Here is a 16209-nt window from a genome sequence, read left to right as displayed (position 1 = left end):
TCTCTTTCTAAATCTTTAATATAGGGGCGGGCATTCGTCCGTCCCTAATTCTTTACCTAGACGAGCCTTCTTCCCGAGGGCTTTGAAAAGTGGAAAACATATGGACGAGAAAAACACCGACGAAGAAATCGTCGTGCGGATGGTTGAAATATCCAAACACTTCCCAGGTGTTCTGGCAAATGACAAAGTCAACTTGACCTTGCACCGTGGCGAAGTACTCGCTTTGCTCGGGGAGAATGGAGCAGGAAAGAGTACTCTGATGAATATGCTCGTCGGGCTATACAGACCCGATGGAGGACAGATATACATCAATGGCAAATTGGCTGAGATTCATTCTCCACAGGATTCAATGGCTCTGGGTGTGGGTATGATCCACCAGGAATTCATGCTTGTTGGCAATATGACCGTTGCAGAAAACATCATATTGGGCATGAAAGGTCTTGCGGTAATCCCTCCTATGGCTGAAATCAAGGCAAAGATCACTGAACTGAGCAAACGGTACGGACTGCAGGTATACCCCAATAAAATAATCCAGGAATTATCTGTCGGGGAGCAGCAACGCGTAGAAATCCTGAAGCTCCTCTATCGTGGGGCCCAGATACTTATCCTTGACGAACCGACGGCGGTCTTGACCCCGGGGGAAGCAAGGGATTTGAACGAGATAATCAAGAAGATGCTCTCAGAAGGCAAGAGCGCAATCTTCATTACCCATAAAATGGATGAGGTTATGGAATTTTCCCATACCGTTCAGGTACTCAGACGTGGCAAGAGCGTGAGCGTGTGTGCAACCAATACTATTGAACGGGTCCAAGATCTTGCAAACATGATGGTTGGCCGCGACATTCTCTTTTCCTTGGAACGCGGGCAATACAAGCCGGGGGAAGTCAAGCTGGAAGCGAAAAACCTGGTGATAAAAACCATCGGGGGAGAGCGAAACGTACTTGACGATATTTCCTTCCAGCTCCGTGGGGGAGAAATCCTTGGCATCGCAGGTGTTGCAGGCAATGGGCAGCAACAGCTGACTGAGGCTTTGACTGGGCTTTTACATGTTTCAAGCGGAAATATCATTATCAATGGAAAGGATCTGACCAACAAAACTCCCTTACAGATTATCAAATCAGGGGTGAGCCACATTCCTGCTGACAGGGGAAGGATGGGAGTTGTTGGGGATATGAGTGTCGGCGACAACCTCTCCATGAAAAAATACAGGACGGAGGAGCTGTCAAACCACAGTATCATAAAGAGGGGGCTTGTCAGGATTTTTGCAGAGAAGCTGATTTCTGCCTTCACTATAAAAACACCGTCGCAGGATACTTCGGTTAAATTCCTGAGCGGGGGAAATATACAGAAGACTATTTTGGCACGCGAAATCGACTCCTGTGGCGGAATCCTCATCGCAGTATACCCCTCAAGAGGTCTCGATGTCGGGGCCACCGAGGCAGTCAGGCAGAACCTCATCAAGCAAAGGGACATGGGCAATGCAGTGTTGCTGGTTTCAGAAGAGCTTGAGGAACTTTTAATGGTGGCTGACAGAATAGCAGTCATGTTTGAGGGTAAGTTCATGGCAATATTAGATGTCAAAGAGGCAAAGACCGAAGAAATCGGCTTGCTCATGGCCGGTGTTCAGAGGAGGGATGTATGAGACTTGCCTTGGAGAAACGGGATAGCAAGTCCCGTAAAATGACCATTCTGGTCCCTATTTTTTCCTTATTGATTTCCTTTGCGCTGGGAGCAATTGTTTTGGCCATTTCCAATGCAAACCCGGCAAAAACCTATTATGCAATGTTTCGGGGAGCCTTTGGCAGCCCTACCAAATTCCAGTATACCATAACAAAGGCTATACCACTGCTGTTGACGGGTCTTGCCGTCGGTATCGCCTTCAGGCTTAAGTTCTGGAATATCGGTGCTGAAGGACAGTATGTCTGTGGCGTTATCGGCATTACCTGGGTCATGCAGTTCTGGACTTTTCTCCCGAACTGGATGCTCCTTCCTGTCGGTATGATCGTCGGGGTTCTCTTCGGAGCAATGTGGGGAGGTATTCCTGGGGTCTTGAAGGCCGAGTGGGGGGTTGATGAGACCTTGACTACCCTCATGATGAACTATATAGCCATAGGATACGCCGAGTACCTGTACATCAATGCATGGAAGGCACCCAGGGGTAATATGGGAACCGTAAAATACCCTGAATTTGCCTGGCTTCCCAGAATCTGGGGAAAAGTACATAGCGGAATATTCTTCGCGCTGGTATTGGTCCTTATCCTCTGGTTTGTGCTGTATAAGACCCGGTGGGGCTTTGAACTGAACATGATTGGCAAAAACCCCCGTGCCGCCCAGTGCCAGGGAGTGTCCATCAAGAAAAACATCATCCTGGCAATGCTGCTCTCGGGCGGAATTGCCGGACTCGCCGGGGTAATCGACTCTGCTGCTGTAACGCACTGCCTTACAAAGGGCGTGAACTCAGGCTATGGGTTTACCGGCATCATCATCGCCTGGATGAGCGGACTGAATCCCTTTGCTTCGATTCTTATAGCGATCATCATGGCAGCCCTCGATACCGGTGCCGATGCCTTGCAGATAAGTCTGAAACTTCCCTCAGCTATGGGTGAAGTCCTACAGGGATTGATCCTTATACCGCTCTTGGCTGGAAGTATTTTCACCGAATACAAGCTTATTGCCGTAGGCAAACAGAAGGAGGTAGCCAAATGAATTTACTCGATTTTCTTACGAAACTGTTGGCGGTAACCCTCGCTATGGGGACTTCCCTCACCTATGCAACCCTTGGAGAAGTCTATACTGAGAAAACAGGGGTTCTGAACCTTGGCATGGAAGGTATCATGCTCATGGGAGCCCTTTCGGGGTTCGCCACTACGTACACAACGGGAAATCTGTACTTGGCCATTGTGATGGCAATGCTGGTTGGAGGGTTTTTCTCCCTCATCCATGCATTTCTCTGCATCACCATGAGGGCAAACCAGGTAGTCTCTGGCTTGTCCATCACGATGCTCGGAACCGGCCTTGCGAACTTTCTGGGACAGCGCCTCGGTCCTGCTTCCAATGGGTTCAACCTTGCCGGGATGAACCTCCCTGCCAAGTTTAACAACATAGCCATTCCTGGTCTGAGCAAAATCCCTGTACTCGGGGCTCTCTTCGACGTAAGCGTACTCACCTACACCCTGTATATCCTGCTCCCCCTTGCCTGGGTACTCATGTACAAGACAAAATACGGTATGGTGGTCAGGGCGGTAGGGGAAAACCCCAGAACAGCTGCTGCTATGGGTATTTCTGTTTCCAAAACCAGATATATCTACACCACCATCGGTGGTATGCTCGCAGGCCTCGGGGGTGCATGCCTATCGCTCAGCTTCACGCCGAGCTGGAATGAAGGGATGACTGGAGGAAAAGGATGGATTGTAATCGCCTTGGTCATCTTTGCTACATGGAATCCTGGAAAGGTAGTAATCGGTACCTTGATCTTCGGTGGAATCACCAGCCTCCAGTTCAGTCTGCAGGCCGCTGGTTTCAAGATGGTCATTCCCACCCAGTTTTTAGCCTTCTCCCCGTATCTCATAACCCTGATAGTCTTAGCTGGCATGACTATTATCAACCAGAAAAAGAAAGGGTCGTTTGCCTCACCCTCGGCACTAGGTACCCCCTTTGCCATCGATGACAAGTAACTTGCTCCTATTCTGTTTTCCAAGGGACCTTCACCGGTCCCTTTTTTTTTGCACTTGCACATAATTTTTAAAATGCGTACCATATTCAGATGAGCACAGCAGTAAAGAAAACCAATGCCATGAGGATTCTCGATTCTTTGAAAATAGAGTACGAAACCGTAACCTACGAATGGGATGAAGAACACCTGGACGCAGTCCATGCCAGCCAATCGGCAGGAATCGAAACGCAACAAGTATTCAAGACAATTGTCCTGCAGGATTCAGACAACGCAGTCTTTGTCTTCTGCCTCCCCGCTGATTTCTCGATAAGCCTCAAAAAGGCAAGGGCCCTGACAAAGAGCAAGGACATTGATCTGATAAAAATGGATAAACTGCAAAGCACCACAGGGTATATACGCGGCGGTTGCTCACCACTGGGAATGAAAAAGCACTTCCCTACTTTCATTGAGGAATTGGCCCAGCTGGAAGAATACATCTATGTCAGCGCAGGACAGAGAGGTCTCCAGTTGAAACTCAAACCGGAAGACCTTCTCAAAGCCTCTGAGGCTGTCTTTGCTGACTTTACCTAGGAATGTTTGTTCTGGCTGGTAAAATAGCGCCTGACGCGTCTACTGAGCGATACGGCTGCCAAGAAAACCGACAGGATGATTGCAGCGGAGAGCAGGCTTACCGACCAACGAAGCTTCCATACCCCCAGTAGATAATGGGTAGAAAACAAATCCGTCGCGCTGATTGTCAGAAACAAAACAATAATCGAAAAGAAAATGACATCGGCAAGGGGCGTCCGCAATCTCGTTTTCTTGAAAAAACGCAGCCACATAAGATTGAACCCGACAAGAAACACAAGGGCAGTGGGAATTGCGACAGGTAAAAACCAAGTCAGTGTACCTTTGGCCATCCAATTGAGGAAAGCTACATAGCCAAGTGCAGAAGCAATTGAAAAAATAGCAAGCAACCAAGGTTTTTTTGCCGCATTTCTGATCGTAGGCAATACCGCTACAATCCAAAACACAAGAATTGCACCTACACAGACCAACGACCAGGACAAAGTCCAGTCTGAAGCATCGAGTCCTAGCAACAGGACAATTACCGCCAGTGAATGCAGCGAAACCTGCATCGGATAGGTATGTTTCGCAGCCAAGGCGATGGCAATTATGACAGCTGCCATAAACGGGCAGAACAAGGGGACGAAACTATAGGCCAGGTTTCCCGAGAACAGCATGGAAAAAAAGATGGTAAACTCGCTTACCAGAAGCAAGGCGACAATGAGTTCAACAATCCCTTTTATCGTTTTGTTGAACCCTCCGGTACCTTGTGGGGGCATAGGTTGCGGAAACAAGGGTTCCTTTTTTTGCTCACTCATGGAAGGGGGCAGGACAACTTCTGTATGACAGAGGGGACATTGTTTTGCACCATCTTCCAATTTTACTCCACATTGTATGCAATAGGCCATTTATTGATCCTCTCTCTCCGGGCGGTTTGTTGAGATTGAGACAGGAATCCCTGCCTCAACGAGAAAAGAACAAAACATCCGCTCGAGTTTTGTATCGACATTATAGAAACTGGTAAAATTCAAAACTACCTTGTCCTTCCATCCAATGACAGCCAAGGCAACTTTATTCATTTCCCCGGGGCACAGGTAGAAATCCATCCGTGATAACGTAGGTTGCAGTTCATCAGGGACCTCTACATAGCCAAGGTTGGAAAGAACGGCAGAATACAGGTCATCACCGAGGGAATCTGACAGAAGCTTGAACAGGGGATTCTTGATAACATTGGGTGCAATTCGCATTAAGAAATTACGTTCCCCCCCGACATTTCTCTTTATCTGGCTGAGTATCCGTTTCGGGTCTTGGGAAATTGCCATATCATGTTTCACATTTTTGAGAACTTCCTCAAAAGTATATTCACCCAAGGCTGGTTCAATTCCAGGAACGGCAAAGAGCGTAAAATTCCGCATGGTATCGTAATGGAAAATCTTTCTGAGGTTCATGGGAACCGATAGCCTGATCGGTTTTCTTTTTTTCTGCAGAGGGACCTCCTCCCTTTGCAGTTCCTGCAGGGACCAAAGCAGAATTGAAGAAAGGTATTCGGTTATCGAAGCACCTTGTTTCTTGGCTGTAGAGTGGAGCGTTGCCGCATCGACCATTGCACTGACAACCCTCACCCTATCATCATAGGAACCTTCACCAATGCGATGATAGGAAGAACCTGTAGAAGGGGAACCAGGGAGATTCTTGTTATACAAATGTTGAAACGGGTCGCTGAATTCCTGCTTTGTCGATTTCCTTTCAAAATCCAAAGCACCCTTGAATACAAAGTCCCCGAGGGAAGCAAGGGAGTAATACTTTTGAATGAGCATCTTCAAGTAAATCAAAGCCCCTGAACCATCGGTTAGGGCATGAAAACATTCCAAGGCAATCCTATTGCGGCTGTAAAACACCTTAAACAGGTATCCATTGTTTTTCTTGAAAAAAAACCTTGCACAGGGATAGGCACCTTCCGGATGTAAAATAGGGGCTTTGTTGTTCGGCGACAAAAAATACCAGAAGAATCCTTTATGGAGGCTTACCTTCGCATAGGAACAGCGTTGCAAAACTTCATGCAAGGCGAGTTCAAGAATTGAAGGGTCTACCTCCACAGTAAGATCCACAGATACCCTGAAGGTATTTGCATTGAATCTAGCTTCTGTAGGCGGATAGATCAATGCTGAATTATCAAGTGCAATAAACCCTTCCGGGGAGTAACTTTCAATTTTTAGCATTTAACAAGTAGTACTGGCATTCGTCTTGCCATGTTTGTAAAACGGAGTTTTGACCAATTGGGCTTTTTTCCGTTGTCCGTGAATCTCAATTTCGATTTCATCGCCGAATTTGAGCCCTGTACTACGTTCAATCATCACATAGGCAACGAATTTTTGCAAGGTTGGACTTTTTGTACCGCTTGTTACAAATCCAATTTCCCTGTCTTTGAGAAACACCTTGCAATGGGCACGGGGAACAGACTTTTCAATCATCTCAACGCCTCTGAGTGTACGCGGTATACCAGTTTCCTGCTGTTTGACAAGCGCTGCCTTTCCACAGAAGTCTTCTTTCTCGAGATGCACAAATACTCCCAGATTGGCTTCCAGGGGAGTAATACTGTCGCTGATCTCATGTCCGTACAAAGGAAGTTTCGCTTCCATGCGTAAAGTATCGCGGGCACCGAGTCCGCAAGGGACAATCCCAAATTCTTCACCAGATTGCAAAAGCATATTCCATAGCTTTTTCCCATCCGCTGCATCGCAATACAGCTCATAGCCATCCTCTCCGGTATACCCCGTCCTACTGACCAACGTATCGACCCCTTGGAGGTTGCAATGATTCCTAAAGGTAAAACTTGTGATAGTTTCACAGTCAGGAAGCAATTTCTGCAGTGTTTTCACTGCCAGAGGGCCCTGAAGGGCAATCTGTACGGTTTGCGAAGAACAATCGGTCACCAAAGGCTTCAAGGAAGCTTTGGGGTTTCCTTCCTGTATCCAAGATAAGTCCTTCTCGGTATTGGATGCATTGAGAACAACGAGATAGTGCTCGCTATCATAGCAGTAGACAAGTAAGTCATCTACGACAGTCCCATTTGGATAGCACATCATGGTGTACTGTATTTGATTGGGAGAAAGGGATGAAATGGTATTGGTACAGAGATAATCCAAGTACTGGCTTGCATTCTTCCCCTCCACCATACACTCGCCCATATGGGAAACATCGAACAGCCCGACCCTAGTGCGGACGGCCTCATGTTCCGAGAGAATACCACCGGCAAAATTTACCGGAAGTTCCCAGCCCCCAAAGTCAATTAACTTGACTCCTTCATACGTATGATACACATCATAAAGCGGCGTTCGTTTCATCCCTTCTTCTCCCCTTTTTAGAAACTACTATTAGACCAAAGCAATCATCTCAATTTCCACTGCGACATCTTTTGGAAGTCTGGCAACCTGGACTGCAGAACGGGCAGGAAGTATCCCTTCCTTGAAATAGGAAGTATACACCTCATTCATTTTTCCAAAATCATTCATATCCTTCAAAAATACAGTTGATTTTACTACTTTCGAGAAATCACTGCCTGCTTCGGCGAGAACGGCCTTGAGATTTTCGAATACCTGTCTGGTCTGGGCCTCTATGCCACCTTCAACCAGCTGGCCGTTAGAAGGATCAACGGGAATCTGTCCCGAAGTAAAGAGAAAAGGTGCTACGAGAATGGCCTGGCTATAGGGACCGATTGCAGCAGGAGCCTTCTCCGTACGTATCTGTTTTTTCTCAAGTGTGCTTGTTTTATCAATCATTTTTTTCTCCTGTCCGCTTAGAATACTCCTTGAGAAATTATCTTGCAAGCTGTTGCAGATGGTTGTATTTTTAAACTATGAAAATGCTAATAGTCCATGGCAGCGCCAGAAAAGACGGGAATTCTTCTACACTCGCAAACGAATTCGAAATTGAAGCCGCCCAGCAGTATTCTGTGGAAACCATCTACCTTCATGAAAAGAAAATCAATCACTGCACCGGGTGCAAACAGTGCAGGGATCTTGGAATCTGTGTGTTCAATGATGACATGAAATTATTGATCAACCAATTCAAAGAGGCCGATGCAGTATGTTTTGCATCCCCTGTCTATTGGTGGGGAATATCCTCAATGTTGAAGACTTTCCTCGACAGGTTGTATTCCTTGGAAATTGAAGATTTCAAAGGTAAGAAATTTTTTCTTATCGTCACAGGCGAGGATTCTTTGGAAGGAATCCAATACCAGCTTCTCAAGGAACAATTCAATGCCATCTGCGAATATACAGAGATGCAGTTTGCCGGCTATCTGCCAGTTTGTGCCGATGATGACAACCCTGCCAAGGATAATGCAAAAGCATTATCCCAGGCTCGAAAGCTTATCCAAGAAATGTGAGCAGTTCGCCAGGAGACGATATAACTTTTAGCATTCCTTCGATCGGCTGCTGTCCGCGGGGGAAACCAAACCCATAATCCACTGCGACAAACTTGACACCTGAGTCCTTGGCCCCTATAAGGTCATGCGTTGTATCACCGATAAGCACAGCGTCACTCGGATCGATTTTCAGATCGGACAATACGTTTTTAACTATATCGGCCTTGGTGAGCTTGGACCCCATATCGGCTCCCCTGATTGAGGAAAAGAATGGTGCCAGCTCAAAGTATTGCATCATGTTCGTTGCAAGTTCTTCATGTTTGAGGGTTCCTACCGCAAGCAAATATCCCCTTTCCTTCAATTGGGCCAGCGTTTCAATAATCTGGGGATAGGCGACAGCGTTATATTGGCCATGCAGTGAATATTCCACACGATAATTCGCAACGGCTTGCTCAATAAACTCGTCTTCAAGGTTATAGGTGTTCTTGAAACACTGGATAATCGGGGGACCGATGAATTTACTCAGCTGTTTTACATCGCTTTCAGGTTGCCGGCCCAGTTGAACCATTGCCTTGTTTGCAGAGTCGAAAATACCGGGAGAGGTATTCATCAGGGTTCCGTCTAGATCAAAAATTACTAATTTAAACTTCATGCGTGAACCATATGGAAAATCCAATCTTGAATCAACCCATTGGAAGATATCAGATCACAATGAGTATCAGAAAAACTTGTATCTGGGTCGGCACTTTCTACCCTGCCTCCGGCTTCTTCGACCAAAACCATCCCCGCTGCCATGTCATAATAACCAAGGAATAGCTCGTAGTATCCATCCATTCTGCCAGCTGCTATGTAGGCCAATTCCAAGGCACAGGACCCAAAGGAACGTATATCACTTACTTGATGAAACAGAGCTTGTTCAATCTCAAAATAGGCAATTGCTTTCTCATGATGTCGGTGGGGAGGTACACAAACCAATAAAGCCATTGATGGATCAGAGACAGAGGACACGTGTATCGGTTTTCCGTTGAGAAAAGCCCCGTTTCCTTTGCTGGCCCAAAACATTTCATCTTGTTTTGGGTTGAAAACCACTCCGACCAAGGGTTTGAAAGGTTCAATTTCCCAGGCAATGCTAATTGTATAGTTGGGAAGAGATCGAAAGAAATTGGTGGTACCATCTATGGGGTCGATTATCCATCGTCCCCCTGTCTCCGCTCCTGATTTCCCTGACTCTTCACCAAATATTGCATCATCTCTGAATGTTTCCCTTATAATGGAAATAATCAGATTCTCAGAGGCTTTATCAATATCTGTAACGAAATCATTGGTATGTTTGGTGTGAACCTCAATATTTCCGGCTTCCCTAGCTGCCAGTACAAAAGCACCTGCTTGTCTGGCAGCAAGCAAAGCCACCGAAAGGTGGCTGTCGATAAGATCTTCTATCATTATGTATTTTTCCTTTTTTCTATGATGCGTTCACCCAAACTCATGACAAATTTCCAGTCATTCTGAGTAAAGTCCTCTTTTTTGATGACCTTTTCCTCTGCATGGAGAAGATTTCCCATTCGGCTGAAGCAAAGGTAGAGCGCTGTCCAGGTTTCTTTTCCCTGTGCATACATGACTGCGGCAACATTGTTTCTTCGATCCCAGGTACGGAGCATATCATTACGCCCGGTAACCAGCACTATGGTGAGGTTACTCCCGGGAATGGTAAACATCTTGTCTTTCCCATCGACAAGCTGGGCTTCCCGAGCCTGTTCGATCAATTTATCAATCTTTTGCAGAAGCAGGCCTTCGGAAGACTTACAGAAATCAAAGAAGGCTGTTCCTGTTTCCTCACTCATAATTCGCAGTATCTCTTCCAGACGGGCAGGAATGACTTCGTCAAAGGAAGATTCTACTTCCTCAAACAGTACAGAGGGTTGCGCAACTTGTGGTTTCGGAGCTTCTTCTTCCTTTTCCGCAATTTTCTCTGCAAGGATAAACCGAGGTGAAGGCATCGAACGAGAAGTTGCTTCAGGTTGCTTTTCAGAAGCAACTGCCGTTGCAGCTGCTTCCTCTTTTTTTTGTAAGGCCTCAACAACTTCAGGCATAGCAAAATGCTTTGTTTGTTCAATACGCTCAGCTATCGGCTCTGGCTCTGCTATCGGCTCTGGCTCTGCTATCGGCTCTGGCTCAGCTATAGGTTCTGGCTCAGCTATAGGTTCAGGCTCAGCTATAGGTTCAGGCTCAGCTATAGGTTCAGGCTCAGCTATCGGTTCAGGCTCAGCTATCGGTTCAGGCTCAGCTATCGGCTCAGGCTCAGCTATCGGTTCAGGCTCAGCTATCGGCTCTGGCTCAGCTATCGGTTCAGGCTCAACTATCGGTTCAGGCTCAGCTATCGGTTCAGGCTCAGCTATCGGTTCAGGCTCAGCTATAGGTTCAGGCTCAGCTATCGGCTCAGGCTCAGCTATCGGTTCAGGCTCAGCTATCGGTTCAGGCTCAGCTATCGGTTCAGGCTCAGCTATCGGTTCAGGCTCAGCTATCGGTTCAGGCTCAGCTATCGGTTCAGGCTCAGCTATCGGTTCAGGCTCAGCTATCGGTTCAGGCTCAGCTATCGGTTCAGGCTCAGCTATCGGTTCAGGCTCAGCTATCGGTTCAGGCTCAGCTATCGGTTCAGGCTCAGCTATCGGTTCAGGCTCAGAGACTTTCTTCTCCGTGATTCCCATTGGATTTTCATCACCCTTTGCGATAGAAGAAAGAAGCGAAAAAAGAGAGAACGCTGATGATGAGCTATTTTCTTTCTTATAATGCATTTCCTCGATAGCTTCGTCTTCATCGTCATTGGTATTTAGAATTGAATGAAAGCTATCCTCGTTGTCTGATTCAAGATCCTCATCTGCTTCCGATATCCCTGATTCCTCTTGTTCATATTCGTTCTCTGTTTCTTCTTCGCTTTCATTCAAGAGATTTTCAGCCTCTTGGTCATATTCATCAGGAAAATCAAGGTCTCTGTCAGAAGCTCCAAGCATAGTGCCCTGTTCAAAAGGAATGGATTCATCGATAGGGAACAAAGTGGGCTGGGACTCATCGAGTGCAAGCTCGTTGGCAGCTTCCTCTTCATCGTCTTCTTCAACTTCCTGTTCAAAGGGAATGGCATCCTCTCTTTCAAGTTCTGAACCGGCTTTCAGATCAGGTACAACAGGAGCACCTACTCCTAGAATTCCTTTCAACTGTTTCACGCCATCCCAATCAGAAGCAAGATTAGCCAGCTGCAAAAAAGAAATCGTCAATACGTTATCCTTGATCTCCAATGGATACAAAGCATCCCTGTCCATATCAAGGACAATGCATAGATCAGAAATTTCTTTGAGACTTTCAAAAGCATTTCTTTCATTTTCCAAATGCAAAACCGAAGCCTTTGGGAAAATAAAAGGATTTCCTTCAGCTGCCGGCGCATGGCATGAAGGAATCAAAAGGTATAGCTTTTGCCGCTCATCTTCAAATACTGCATCTACATAGCCAGAACCAAGTTCCACATTTCTTGTAAAATTCATGGTTCCCAGCAACGTAGAGAAAAAGGAGACCGGCAGAAGAGAGTTTTTTTCATTTTCAAGGGAAACCCATCTATAGGCAAAATCTTCGCTATGGGCACATACTGCCTTCTTTATTACCCTATAGGCCTTATCCAGAAGATGCTCGGCATCGAAACAATAGAAAAACGACCCAAACTGCAAAAAAGGCTTATCCAACAGGACTGAATCCCTGGTCAACCATCCTTTCTTGTCCCCAGAAAAGAGTTCTTGGTGCTTGCCTGCTGCACATGCGAGCAATAGGCAATCCTCATCGCTCAGGGATGTAATTTTCTTCACATCGAACAAATCAAACCCATCTCTTCGGCCAACAATGTCAGCAACCCAGCTTTCCCAACCTTCCTGACGGATAACCTTATCCATCATGGCCTGTAAGTCGTCGCTCCCTTCACCCTTGCTTTTGAGCAATTCAATCTGAAGCATGCCTGCCTGTTTGAAAACAGTACTGTCATCTTTCAGTTTTTCAATTCCATCAAAAGCATTCTCGACCAAGGCAGTAAAAGCCTTGAGTAATCCATCAAGTCCACAGGAAAAGACAGCAGAAACCAGTTCATTGAACGGTTGCAACCGATAAGAAAGGGTAACAAACTTCTGCTTGGTCAAGGAAGGATCGGTAGCAGGCGGAAGGCAAAAATCTGTTGTCAGCTGCTGGAAAGAAACCATATCCGATTCTGTGGGAAAAACCTGTTCGCCAGCAAGGGAAAGTGAAAAATTGTCGACATAGCGAACGCTCTTTCGGCAAATATCATCAAACAGCTGGCAAAGACGTTTCCAATCTTTCTTCTTGACGTCACGATTCTTGGAAAACCCTTTTTGGTTTGCACAGACTAACTGTTGGAGATACGAAACCATACGGCTGGTAACAAGATTCTGGAACTCGTCATCGAGGCGGGTATTGGCGATACGATGTTGTTCCCAATAGGCCATCTTCAATAGCTCCAGAGGATGGTACAAAGAAAAAATCCTATGGAAATTCGTTATATCATTATCGAGGAAATTTGAAAGGTCCCTGAGATTTCGTTGGATTTTTTCCGGTGCTACGCCAAGCATGGCTGGCAAATCCCAATTCTGGCTGTTTTTCACGGATAGGTTCTCCTTGTTTTGAGCATATCACACCTTTGGCAGGGATTCAAACTTCCTCTGTTTTCCACTCATATCCAATAGTTCCAGACGCCAAATTGCAGTATGGTCCATTTGGTCTACAATACAACTTTGCATCCTCTCTTTTTGGCTCGGAGCAAATTTCTCGCAAATTGCCAATAAAGCCTTCTCTTTCTCCATTTGGTCCTCCACTTCAAAGGCCCTGGCATACACCAGACTACTGGTAAAGGCAACTGAAAACGCCTTTTCATCATTTTCCGCTTGGCCCACACAGGAGAGGCAAACGCGATTATCCTTTTTTAGGTTGTCAATCTTGTGGCCCCGCAAAGCACAATGGAAATAGATAAAACCATTGAGGAATACCGGAGAAACGGGAATTGCATAGGGAGACCCAAGGCCCAAAGGATACTCTTCCTTGCTATTTACCATTGAAAGGACCGCCCATTGACAGTTTATTATAACTTCCAAGGTATTCTCTTGTTCCATTACCCTATCGGACCTACGCATCGGAACCATCTTAAGCCTCCCCTATCGGTGGTTTTGAAAACAATTGCCTGAATATGATACACAGCAATGCGGAAAGTGCTGCAAAAAAACTGAACGAAAGAAACAGTACCTTATATCCGTAAAACTGGGTAACATACCCACCAAACGTAGAACCAAGCATCGCGGGAAGCCCTGTTCCCAAGGAGATATACATAGCCATTCCCGTTGCCCTATGGCTTTTCTTTACCCTTCTGAAGACAAACTGGACAGCAGCAGGATGGAATACCCCATACCCGAGGGAATGTAGCAACTGTCCACTGATAATACCGAAAATCGAGGGAACCATGGCATAGATAACCAATCGCGCCACCATTCCCAAGGCACTTATCATCAACAGGGTAACCGGTTTGACTTTATTGCTCTGCAGCAGACGGCCAGCGATGAGCATTGCCACTATTTCACTGGATGCCGCAAGGGCATTTACCAAGGTCAAAGCCTCAATATGCAATTCCTCCACCATATACAGGGAAAGGAAACTGCTGACTGTTGACATGCTCAACCGGTTCAGCGCAATGATGATCAAACCAACGACAAAGGCACTGTCATAAAAGGCACCTTTTTTTCTCTTGGGTTCAACAACCACTTTCTTTGCTTTCCTTTTTGGCCGTTTCTTTTCCTTCCATGCCAAAACAGGAAGGAAGAACAGTACACAGCCAAAGAGAATGTAGCGCAGGATGCTTGCATTGTCAGAAAGCACAGGTTTTTTGATAGCCGCATAAAATAATGAGAAGAGTACAAATCCGAGTGTCCCAAATGCACGGACTTTCGTGTATTTCTTTGCATCTCCCTCAAAAAGACTGGTTGCAACGGTATCCTGAATAGGTATTATTGAACGGAGAAAAAAGGCAGAGACAAGCAAACCACTGACGACTATCCATTGGGAGGTCCCTTGCGTGACCAATATAAACCCAAGGGCAGTCATTGCCGTACTGACAAGGATAGTATCCTTGAATCTTTGTGTTTTATCGGCAAGGGAGCCCATGACAAGGGGCCCAAGAATTCCTGCCCCCTCAAAAAGAGCCAACAAAATACCTATCGTCTGGTAGGAATATCCACAGTTTCTGAGAATTATCTGCAGATAAGGGTTTACGATAGCAAAAATTGTATACGCAAAAAAGAATGATAGGTAAAGCTCTCGCATAATACGCTGATTGTATTCATTCCTTCGTTTAGGCTCAAGGAGTTTCAACCAGTAATTTCACCAATTGAATAGCTTCAGAGTTGCAGGAATTTGCGCGCTTTTTGCAAGGAAGCAGGAGGAAACCGTAAATCATCCAAAGAAGAAATTGCAGAATCCCTGCGACCTTTCACAATTCTGCTCGCATACGTGGGGCCAATGCCAGGAACCCTGAGCAATTGTTCCTTCGTCCCTCTCTTGACCGAGACAGGAAAAAAATCAGGATGATGCTCTGCCCATACTAACTTCGGGTCCTTTTCCAAAGAAAGGTTCCCGTCTTTTTCAAATAGTAGCTCTTCATAAGAAAAAGAATACCTACGAAGCAGCCAGTCTGCCTGATAGAGCCTGTGTTCCCTGACAAGCAAGCCATCCGAACGTACTGGCTTTCCGAGGGTTTCCTCGTCAAATAAAAGCGGTTGGAGCATAGACTGGGAAAGAGGTGGATCGATCCTTTGTTCCCCAGGAATCGAAGGATCACCCAAACCACTTTGATAAGCACTGAAATAGAGCCTTCCCATGCTAAGTTCAGAATACATACGACTCCCGTATAATAGGATTTCCTTGTCATTCTCATCACTGGCGCCTACGATAAACTGACTGGAAGTATGCACCTTTTTATATCGTGCACCAGGGCCGGTTTGTTTGCCGATATAGGCTAGGGGGTCGATGATATCTTTCTGGTAATCCTTACGATCGGTCAATTTGGAAAAATGTCTGGCTCCGGGAGTTTCGATATTCAGGGAAACCGCTGAAGCATAGGAAAGTGCTGCATCGATACTTGCCCTACTGGCCCCTGGGATTATTTTTACATGGATATATCCCTTATACCGGAAATGCTTGCGCAGTATTTCTGCCGTTGAAACAAGCAGGCCCATGGTCTTTTCTGCATCACCCATCACAGCACTTGAGAGGAAAATTCCCAACAAAGGTCGCTTGAGCTGGAATTCGTAGAAAAAGGAGGCCATTTCGAAGGGGGAAAGGGCAACAGGGCGAAAATCATTCTGGGCCCTTAGCGGACAATATTTGCAGTCATTGGCACATCGGTTGCCCATGAGGGTCTTGAGAATAATGCCTGCTCCACCGCTTGCCGTTGTTGTTGGATAAAGCCAGCCATCACCGGTATCGTTTCGTTTTCGGTGTTCAAGGGGGTTTTTCGTACCACAGGCACAGGAAAGGTCATACTGGGCATCGGCACTGAGGATATCGAGTTTCTCTTGGGTATTCATACAGC

15 protein-coding genes are annotated in these 16209 nt (G+C 46.2%); 5 read left to right on the top strand and 10 right to left on the bottom strand.

The window, feature by feature from the left end:
• The first annotated feature begins 100 nt into the window (after positions 1-100).
• The 4 genes from SPIGRAPES_RS14650 to ybaK all read left to right on the top strand — a co-directional run bounded on the left by SPIGRAPES_RS14650 (position 101) and on the right by ybaK (position 4243).
• Entirely contained in the window at positions 101-1642 is a 1542-nt protein-coding gene (locus SPIGRAPES_RS14650; RefSeq protein WP_014271535.1) for an ABC transporter ATP-binding protein, read from the top strand.
• On the top strand, positions 1639-2706 hold the full coding sequence (locus tag SPIGRAPES_RS14645) for an ABC transporter permease (protein WP_014271534.1): 1068 nt from the start codon (positions 1639-1641) through the stop codon (positions 2704-2706). The genes SPIGRAPES_RS14650 and SPIGRAPES_RS14645 overlap by 4 nt, the downstream gene beginning before the upstream one ends.
• Positions 2703-3674 carry an ABC transporter permease gene (locus tag SPIGRAPES_RS14640; protein ID WP_014271533.1) on the top strand — a complete coding sequence of 324 codons (972 nt, stop codon included), beginning with the start codon at positions 2703-2705 and terminating at the stop codon, positions 3672-3674. The genes SPIGRAPES_RS14645 and SPIGRAPES_RS14640 overlap by 4 nt, the downstream gene beginning before the upstream one ends.
• 89 nt (positions 3675-3763) lie before the next feature.
• Positions 3764-4243 (top strand): Cys-tRNA(Pro) deacylase, encoded by a 480-nt coding sequence (gene ybaK / locus SPIGRAPES_RS14635; RefSeq protein ID WP_014271532.1) that lies wholly within the window; start codon positions 3764-3766, stop codon positions 4241-4243.
• Here ybaK and SPIGRAPES_RS14630 read toward each other — a convergent pair.
• From SPIGRAPES_RS14630 to SPIGRAPES_RS14615, 4 genes are all read right to left on the bottom strand, one after another.
• Positions 4240-5037, bottom strand: a complete 798-nt coding sequence (locus tag SPIGRAPES_RS14630; RefSeq protein WP_155816777.1) for a hypothetical protein — start codon at positions 5035-5037, stop codon at positions 4240-4242. The two genes, ybaK and SPIGRAPES_RS14630, sit on opposite strands and share 4 nt — an antisense overlap.
• A gap of 90 nt (positions 5038-5127) precedes the next feature.
• Positions 5128-6438, bottom strand: a complete 1311-nt coding sequence (locus tag SPIGRAPES_RS14625; RefSeq protein ID WP_014271530.1) for a hypothetical protein — start codon at positions 6436-6438, stop codon at positions 5128-5130.
• Complete coding sequence (gene gcvT, locus SPIGRAPES_RS14620) at positions 6439-7563, bottom strand: glycine cleavage system aminomethyltransferase GcvT (protein ID WP_014271529.1); 1125 nt, start codon at positions 7561-7563, stop codon at positions 6439-6441.
• Positions 7564-7593: 30 nt separating this feature from the next.
• Positions 7594-7998, bottom strand: coding sequence for a RidA family protein (locus SPIGRAPES_RS14615; RefSeq protein WP_014271528.1), 405 nt, complete (start codon positions 7996-7998; stop codon positions 7594-7596).
• Positions 7999-8075: 77 nt separating this feature from the next.
• Between SPIGRAPES_RS14615 and SPIGRAPES_RS14610 the strand changes: the two genes are divergently transcribed.
• Positions 8076-8606, top strand: coding sequence for a flavodoxin family protein (locus SPIGRAPES_RS14610; RefSeq protein ID WP_014271527.1), 531 nt, complete (start codon positions 8076-8078; stop codon positions 8604-8606).
• Here SPIGRAPES_RS14610 and SPIGRAPES_RS14605 read toward each other — a convergent pair.
• The 6 genes from SPIGRAPES_RS14605 to SPIGRAPES_RS14580 all read right to left on the bottom strand — a co-directional run bounded on the left by SPIGRAPES_RS14605 (position 8590) and on the right by SPIGRAPES_RS14580 (position 16204).
• Entirely contained in the window at positions 8590-9237 is a 648-nt protein-coding gene (locus SPIGRAPES_RS14605) for an HAD hydrolase-like protein (RefSeq protein WP_014271526.1), read from the bottom strand. The genes SPIGRAPES_RS14610 and SPIGRAPES_RS14605 overlap by 17 nt on opposite strands.
• The gene (locus tag SPIGRAPES_RS14600; protein WP_014271525.1) at positions 9234-10028 is read right to left on the bottom strand and encodes an inositol monophosphatase family protein; all 795 of its coding nucleotides are present in this window, start codon (positions 10026-10028) and stop codon (positions 9234-9236) included. The genes SPIGRAPES_RS14605 and SPIGRAPES_RS14600 overlap by 4 nt, the downstream gene beginning before the upstream one ends.
• Positions 10028-13237 (bottom strand): hypothetical protein, encoded by a 3210-nt coding sequence (locus SPIGRAPES_RS17405; protein ID WP_014271524.1) that lies wholly within the window; start codon positions 13235-13237, stop codon positions 10028-10030. The genes SPIGRAPES_RS14600 and SPIGRAPES_RS17405 overlap by 1 nt, the downstream gene beginning before the upstream one ends.
• 27 nt (positions 13238-13264) lie before the next feature.
• Positions 13265-13771 (bottom strand): pyridoxamine 5'-phosphate oxidase family protein, encoded by a 507-nt coding sequence (locus tag SPIGRAPES_RS14590; protein ID WP_014271523.1) that lies wholly within the window; start codon positions 13769-13771, stop codon positions 13265-13267.
• 1 nt (position 13772) lies between these two features.
• The gene (locus SPIGRAPES_RS14585; protein WP_014271522.1) at positions 13773-14942 is read right to left on the bottom strand and encodes an MFS transporter; all 1170 of its coding nucleotides are present in this window, start codon (positions 14940-14942) and stop codon (positions 13773-13775) included.
• Between the two features lie 74 nt (positions 14943-15016).
• Entirely contained in the window at positions 15017-16204 is a 1188-nt protein-coding gene (locus SPIGRAPES_RS14580) for a radical SAM protein (protein ID WP_014271521.1), read from the bottom strand.
• Positions 16205-16209: the final 5 nt, after the last annotated feature.

The organism is Sphaerochaeta pleomorpha str. Grapes (assembly GCF_000236685.1).
Classification (GTDB): Bacteria; Spirochaetota; Spirochaetia; order Sphaerochaetales; family Sphaerochaetaceae; genus Sphaerochaeta; species Sphaerochaeta pleomorpha.
The sequence above is the reverse complement of the archived record's forward strand: the minus strand, read 5'-3'. Positions and strand labels throughout refer to the sequence as shown.